This is a genomic window from Enterobacter sp. 302C9, assembly GCF_034106085.1.
GTDB lineage: Bacteria > Pseudomonadota > Gammaproteobacteria > Enterobacterales > Enterobacteriaceae > Enterobacter > Enterobacter asburiae_B.
On the sequence record NZ_JAWNBW010000008.1, the window covers coordinates 197,055 to 203,940 of the forward strand.

Here is a 6,886-nt window from a genome sequence, read left to right on the forward strand (position 1 = left end):
TAAACAAAAATAGTCTGAAAAGTGGCGAGAATTGGAAGTGTCTGTCTGTAGATTTCTTCCGCAACGTTTTATAGTACGTAACTCATTTACGTTTAACGCTGGGGTGAGAGTCCCCAGGCCCTGGAGATATGGATGAAATCACTGTTTAAAGTAACGCTGCTGGCGACGACGATGGCTGTTGCGCTGAACGCGCCGCTGTCATTCGCTGCTGATACTGCTGCGAAGCCTGCTGCCACTGCAGACAGCAAAGCGGCGTTCAAAAATGACGACCAGAAATCCGCCTACGCACTGGGCGCATCTCTGGGTCGCTACATGGAAAACTCTCTGAAAGAACAAGAGAAACTGGGCATCAAACTGGATAAAGCTCAGCTGATCGCGGGCGTTCAGGACGCATTTGCAGATAAGAGCAAGCTGTCTGACCAGGAAATTGAACAGACTCTGCAGGCGTTCGAAGCGCGCGTGAAGGGTGCCGCGCAGACCAAGATGGACGCGGACGCTAAAGACAACGAAGCGAAAGGCAAAGCCTACCGCGATACCTTTGCCAAAGAGAAAGGTGTGAAAACCTCTTCTACCGGCCTGGTGTACAAAGTTGAGAAAGAAGGCACCGGCGATGCGCCTAAAGACAGCGACACCGTTGTTGTGAACTACAAAGGTACGCTGATCGACGGTAAAGAGTTCGATAACTCTTACACCCGCGGTGAGCCGCTCTCCTTCCGTCTGGATGGTGTGATCCCTGGCTGGACTGAAGGCCTGAAAAACATCAAGAAAGGCGGCAAGATCAAGATGGTTATCCCACCGGATCTGGCCTATGGCAAAACCGGCGTTCCGGGTATCCCTGCCAACTCTACGCTGGTCTTTGACGTAGAGCTGCTGGATATCAAACCGGCACCGAAAGCGGATGCGAAAGCAGACGCACCGGCTGACGATAAAGCCGCTGCTGCTAAGAAGTAATGTTGAAAAAAACCGCCGCCTTTCAGGCGGCGGTTTTTTTATTGTGGGGCAGATATAATTAACACTGGAAAGCGCTACGCACGCTGTATTAATTTAGTTGTCCGTGTAGATAATGAGCCTGCCCTGAAAACCTAACGACAGGCTCCTGAAAAGGAGTGTTTTTTTCATGTCCAGGTCGCTTTTAACCAACGAAACCAGTGAACTTGATTTGCTGGATCAACGTCCTTTCGATCAGACCGACTTCGATATTCTGAAATCCTACGAAGCGGTAGTGGACGGGTTAGCGATGCTCATTGGCTCCCACTGCGAAATCGTATTGCACTCCCTGCAAGATCTGAAGTGTTCCGCCATCCGCATTGCGAATGGTGAGCATACTGGCCGTAAAATTGGTTCGCCAATTACCGACCTTGCATTGCGTATGCTGCATGACATGACCGGCGCGGACAGCAGCGTCTCAAAATGCTATTTCACCCGCGCCAAAAGCGGCGTGCTGATGAAATCAGAAACCATCGCGATTCGAAACCGCGAGCATCGTGTTATTGGGCTGCTGTGCATCAACATGAACCTTGATGTGCCATTCTCGCAAATCATGAGCACCTTTATTCCACCAGAAACGCCGGACGTTGGCTCTTCTGTTAACTTTGCCTCCTCCGTTGAAGATCTGGTGACCCAGACGCTTGAGTTTACGATTGAAGAGGTGAATGCCGATCGCAACGTCTCGAACAACGCCAAGAATCGCCAGATCGTGCTCAATCTCTACGAAAAAGGGATTTTTGATATTAAAGACGCCATCAACCAGGTGGCCGATCGTCTGAACATCTCCAAGCACACGGTCTACCTCTATATTCGCCAGTTCAAAAGCGGCGATTTCCAGGGACAAGACAAGTAATGCGTTTTGCGTTAATGGTGACAGGCCCGGCGTACGGCACTCAGCAGGCCAGCAGCGCGCTGCAGTTTGCGCATGCGCTACTGGCGGCCGGACATGAGCTAGTGAGCGTCTTCTTCTATCGGGAAGGGGTGTATAACGCGAATCAGTTTATGTCACCGGCGAGCGACGAATTCGATCTGGTGCGCGCCTGGCAGGCATTAAACGAAAAGCAGGGCGTAGAACTGCACATCTGCGTGGCGGCGGCACTGCGTCGCGGGGTGACCGATGCAACCGAAGCCGCACGTCTTGGTTTATCGGGTTCTAACCTGCAGCCCGGCTTTTCGTTGAGTGGCCTGGGTGCACTGGCACAGGCGGCATTAACCTGCGACAGAGTGGTGCAATTCTGATGAAGCGTGTCGCGTTTGTTTTTTCCTCCGCACCGCACGGCAATGCGTCCGGCAGAGAAGGGCTGGATGCGCTGCTCGCGACCTCAGCATTGACCGAAGATATCGGTGTCTTCTTTTTGGGCGACGGCGTATTTCAGCTTCTGGCGGGGCAACAGCCTCAGGCCATTCTGGCGCGTGATTACATCGCGACGTTCAAAGTGTTACCGCTTTACGATATCGAAACCTTCTATGTCTGTGCCGACTCCCTGGCTGCGCGCGGCCTAAACGAGGCAACGCCTTTCGTGCTGGATGTGACAGTCTTGTCTTCTGCTGCATTGCGCGAACACCTTTCCCACTACGACACCGTTCTGACTTTCTGAGGCTGACATGCTCCATACTCTGAGCCATTCACCGTGGCAATGTGATATCGACGCGTTACTGAGTATGCTGCGCGAAGGTGATGACCTGCTGCTGATTCAGGATGGTGTGCTTGCCGCACTGGACGGCAGTCGTTTCGTTGAAATTCTCACGAATGCCCCCATAACAGTCTCTGCGCTGAAGGACGATCTGGATGCGCGGGGTCTTTCTGGTCAAATTTCAGCCAAAATTGACGTGGTTGGCTATACTGATTTCGTCAATCTTACTGTGACGCACGCCAGTCAAATGAACTGGTGATTTGAGATCGCTGTATATTTCTTGACACCTTTTCGACGTAGCCCTAAAATTTCGCGTCCTCATATTGTATGAGGTCGTTTTATTACGTGTTTACGAAGCAAAAGCTAAAACCAGGAGCTATTTAATGGCAACAGTTAACCAGCTGGTACGCAAACCACGCGCACGCAAAGTTGCAAAGAGCAACGTGCCTGCGCTGGAAGCCTGCCCGCAGAAACGTGGCGTATGTACTCGTGTATATACCACCACTCCTAAAAAACCAAACTCCGCACTGCGTAAAGTATGCCGTGTGCGTTTGACTAACGGTTTCGAAGTGACTTCCTACATCGGTGGTGAAGGTCACAACCTGCAGGAGCACTCCGTGATCCTGATCCGTGGCGGTCGTGTTAAAGACCTTCCGGGTGTTCGTTACCACACCGTTCGTGGTGCGCTCGACTGCTCAGGTGTTAAAGACCGTAAGCAGGCTCGCTCCAAGTACGGCGTGAAGCGTCCTAAGGCTTAATGGTTCTCCGTTAAGTAAGGCCAAACTGATTTATCTTAATGTCAAACTAAACTCTTTGAGTTTTGGACAATCCTGAATTAACAACGGAGTATTCCCATGCCACGTCGTCGCGTTATTGGTCAGCGTAAAATTCTTCCAGATCCGAAATTCGGATCAGAACTGCTGGCAAAATTTGTAAATATCCTGATGGTAGATGGTAAAAAATCTACTGCAGAAGCAATCGTATACAGCGCGCTTGAGACCCTGGCTCAGCGTTCTGGTAAAAATGAACTGGAAGCTTTCGAAGTCGCTCTCGACAACGTTCGCCCAACCGTAGAAGTTAAGTCCCGCCGCGTTGGTGGTTCTACTTATCAGGTTCCAGTTGAAGTTCGTCCGGTTCGTCGTAATGCTCTGGCAATGCGTTGGATCGTTGAAGCTGCTCGTAAACGCGGTGATAAATCCATGGCTCTGCGTCTGGCGAACGAACTTTCTGATGCTGCAGACAACAAAGGTACTGCAGTTAAGAAACGTGAAGACGTTCACCGTATGGCAGAAGCCAACAAGGCGTTCGCACACTACCGTTGGTAATCCCTTCGGAGTATTAGTCACCAGGCGGGCGCTTCAGAGAAGCCGCCCGCTCTGGGTAACTTAACTGAACGCCTAAAGATATAAACGAGGAATCAAATGGCTCGTACAACACCCATCGCACGCTACCGTAACATCGGTATCAGTGCGCACATCGACGCCGGTAAAACCACTACTACCGAACGTATTCTGTTCTACACCGGTGTAAACCATAAAATCGGTGAAGTTCATGACGGCGCAGCCACCATGGACTGGATGGAACAGGAGCAGGAGCGTGGTATCACTATCACCTCCGCAGCGACTACTGCATTCTGGTCAGGTATGGCTAAGCAGTACGAACCGCATCGCGTAAACATCATCGACACCCCAGGGCACGTTGACTTCACCATCGAAGTAGAACGTTCCATGCGTGTTCTTGACGGCGCGGTAATGGTTTATTGCGCAGTTGGTGGTGTTCAGCCACAGTCTGAAACCGTATGGCGTCAGGCGAACAAATATAAAGTTCCACGCATCGCGTTCGTTAACAAAATGGACCGTATGGGTGCTAACTTCCTGAAAGTTGTTGGCCAGATCAAAACCCGTCTGGGCGCGAACCCTGTTCCGCTGCAGCTGGCAATTGGTGCTGAAGAAGGCTTCACCGGCGTTATCGACCTGGTGAAAATGAAAGCCATCAACTGGAACGATGCAGACCAGGGCGTTACCTTCGAATACGAAGATATCCCAGCTGCAATGCAGGACCTGGCTGACGAATGGCACCAGAACCTGATCGAATCCGCTGCTGAAGCTTCTGAAGAGCTGATGGAGAAATACCTGGGTGGTGAAGAACTGACTGAAGAAGAGATCAAAAAAGCTCTGCGTCAGCGCGTTCTGAACAACGAAATCATCCTGGTAACCTGTGGTTCTGCGTTCAAGAACAAAGGTGTTCAGGCGATGCTGGATGCGGTAGTTGACTACCTGCCATCCCCAGTTGACGTTCCTGCGATCAACGGCATCCTGGACGACGGTAAAGATACTCCGGCTGAGCGTCACGCAAGCGACGAAGAGCCATTCTCTGCACTGGCGTTCAAAATTGCTACCGACCCATTCGTGGGTAACCTGACCTTCTTCCGCGTTTACTCTGGTGTGGTTAACTCCGGTGACACCATCCTGAACTCCGTGAAAGCGGCGCGTGAACGTTTTGGCCGTATCGTACAGATGCACGCTAACAAACGTGAAGAGATCAAAGAAGTTCGTGCGGGCGACATCGCTGCAGCTATCGGTCTGAAAGACGTGACCACTGGTGACACCCTGTGTGACCCGGATCACCCGATCATTCTGGAGCGTATGGAATTCCCTGAGCCGGTAATCTCCATCGCAGTTGAACCAAAAACCAAAGCTGACCAGGAAAAAATGGGTCTGGCTCTGGGCCGTCTGGCGAAAGAAGACCCATCATTCCGCGTATGGACTGATGAAGAATCTAACCAGACCATCATCGCTGGTATGGGTGAACTGCACCTGGACATCATCGTTGACCGTATGAAGCGTGAATTCAACGTTGAAGCGAACGTGGGTAAACCTCAGGTTGCTTACCGCGAAGCGATTCGCGCGAAAGTTACCGATGTTGAAGGTAAACACGCTAAGCAGTCTGGTGGTCGCGGTCAGTACGGTCACGTTGTGATCGACATGTACCCACTGGAGCCGGGCTCTAACCCGAAAGGTTACGAGTTCATCAACGACATCAAAGGCGGTGTAATTCCTGGCGAATACATCCCAGCCGTTGATAAAGGCATCCAGGAACAGCTGAAAGCGGGCCCTCTGGCTGGCTATCCGGTTGTTGACATGGGTGTTCGTCTGCACTTCGGTTCTTACCACGACGTTGACTCCTCTGAACTGGCGTTTAAACTGGCTGCGTCTATTGCCTTTAAAGAAGGCTTTAAGAAAGCAAAACCAGTTCTGCTTGAGCCAATCATGAAGGTTGAAGTAGAAACTCCTGAAGAGAACACCGGTGACGTTATCGGTGACTTGAGCCGTCGTCGCGGTATGCTGCGTGGTCAGGAATCCGAAGTAACTGGCGTTAAGATCCACGCTGAAGTTCCGCTGTCTGAAATGTTCGGATATGCAACTCAGCTGCGTTCTCTGACCAAAGGTCGTGCATCATACACCATGGAATTCCTGAAGTATGATGATGCGCCTAACAACGTTGCTCAGGCCGTTATTGAAGCCCGTGGTAAGTAATCCACAGGATTAAAACCTAAGTCCCGTGCTCTCTCCACAGGGGAGAGCACTATAGTAAGGAATATAGCCGTGTCTAAAGAAAAATTTGAACGTACAAAACCGCACGTCAACGTTGGTACTATCGGCCACGTTGACCATGGTAAAACTACCCTGACTGCTGCAATCACTACCGTTCTGGCTAAAACCTACGGTGGTTCTGCTCGTGCATTCGACCAGATCGATAACGCACCAGAAGAAAAAGCACGTGGTATCACCATCAACACTTCCCACGTTGAATATGACACCCCGACTCGCCACTACGCACACGTAGACTGCCCAGGCCACGCCGACTATGTTAAAAACATGATCACCGGTGCTGCGCAGATGGACGGCGCGATCCTGGTTGTTGCTGCGACTGACGGCCCAATGCCTCAGACTCGTGAGCACATCCTGCTGGGTCGTCAGGTAGGCGTTCCTTTCATCATCGTGTTCCTGAACAAATGTGACATGGTTGATGACGAAGAGCTGCTGGAACTGGTAGAGATGGAAGTTCGTGAACTGCTGTCTCAGTACGATTTCCCGGGCGACGACACTCCAATCGTTCGTGGTTCTGCTCTGAAAGCGCTGGAAGGCGAAGCTGAGTGGGAAGCGAAAATCATCGAACTGGCTGGCTTCCTGGATTCTTACATCCCAGAACCAGAGCGTGCGATTGACAAGCCATTCCTGCTGCCAATCGAAGACGTATTCTCC

9 protein-coding genes are annotated in these 6,886 nt (G+C 51.3%); all 9 read left to right on the forward strand.

Annotated elements, in window-relative coordinates; all coding sequences use genetic code 11:
* Positions 1-132 precede the first annotated feature (132 nt).
* Positions 133-951: an FKBP-type peptidyl-prolyl cis-trans isomerase gene (gene fkpA / locus UR289_RS16170; RefSeq protein ID WP_023309460.1), complete on the forward strand. Its 819-nt coding sequence runs from the start codon at positions 133-135 to the stop codon at positions 949-951.
* Positions 952-1,117: 166 nt separating this feature from the next.
* Entirely contained in the window at positions 1,118-1,840 is a 723-nt protein-coding gene (locus tag UR289_RS16175) for a transcriptional regulator (RefSeq protein ID WP_014171909.1), read from the forward strand.
* Entirely contained in the window at positions 1,840-2,226 is a 387-nt protein-coding gene (gene tusD, locus UR289_RS16180; RefSeq protein WP_320710901.1) for a sulfurtransferase complex subunit TusD, read from the forward strand. The genes UR289_RS16175 and tusD overlap by 1 nt, the downstream gene beginning before the upstream one ends.
* Positions 2,226-2,585, forward strand: a complete 360-nt coding sequence (tusC, locus tag UR289_RS16185) for a sulfurtransferase complex subunit TusC (protein ID WP_033146791.1) — start codon at positions 2,226-2,228, stop codon at positions 2,583-2,585. The genes tusD and tusC overlap by 1 nt, the downstream gene beginning before the upstream one ends.
* Positions 2,586-2,592: 7 nt before the next feature.
* Entirely contained in the window at positions 2,593-2,880 is a 288-nt protein-coding gene (gene tusB, locus UR289_RS16190; RefSeq protein WP_033146790.1) for a sulfurtransferase complex subunit TusB, read from the forward strand.
* 124 nt (positions 2,881-3,004) lie between these two features.
* Positions 3,005-3,379, forward strand: a complete 375-nt coding sequence (gene rpsL / locus UR289_RS16195; RefSeq protein ID WP_000246815.1) for a 30S ribosomal protein S12 — start codon at positions 3,005-3,007, stop codon at positions 3,377-3,379.
* A 96-nt stretch (positions 3,380-3,475) separates the two neighbouring features.
* Positions 3,476-3,946 carry a 30S ribosomal protein S7 gene (gene rpsG / locus UR289_RS16200; RefSeq protein WP_004106370.1) on the forward strand — a complete coding sequence of 157 codons (471 nt, stop codon included), beginning with the start codon at positions 3,476-3,478 and terminating at the stop codon, positions 3,944-3,946.
* 96 nt (positions 3,947-4,042) lie between these two features.
* Positions 4,043-6,157 (forward strand): elongation factor G, encoded by a 2,115-nt coding sequence (gene fusA, locus UR289_RS16205; protein WP_033146789.1) that lies wholly within the window; start codon positions 4,043-4,045, stop codon positions 6,155-6,157.
* 69 nt (positions 6,158-6,226) lie between these two features.
* Positions 6,227-6,886: GTP-binding protein (locus tag UR289_RS16210; protein WP_127357877.1), on the forward strand; the 660-nt coding region annotated here is incomplete at its 3' end.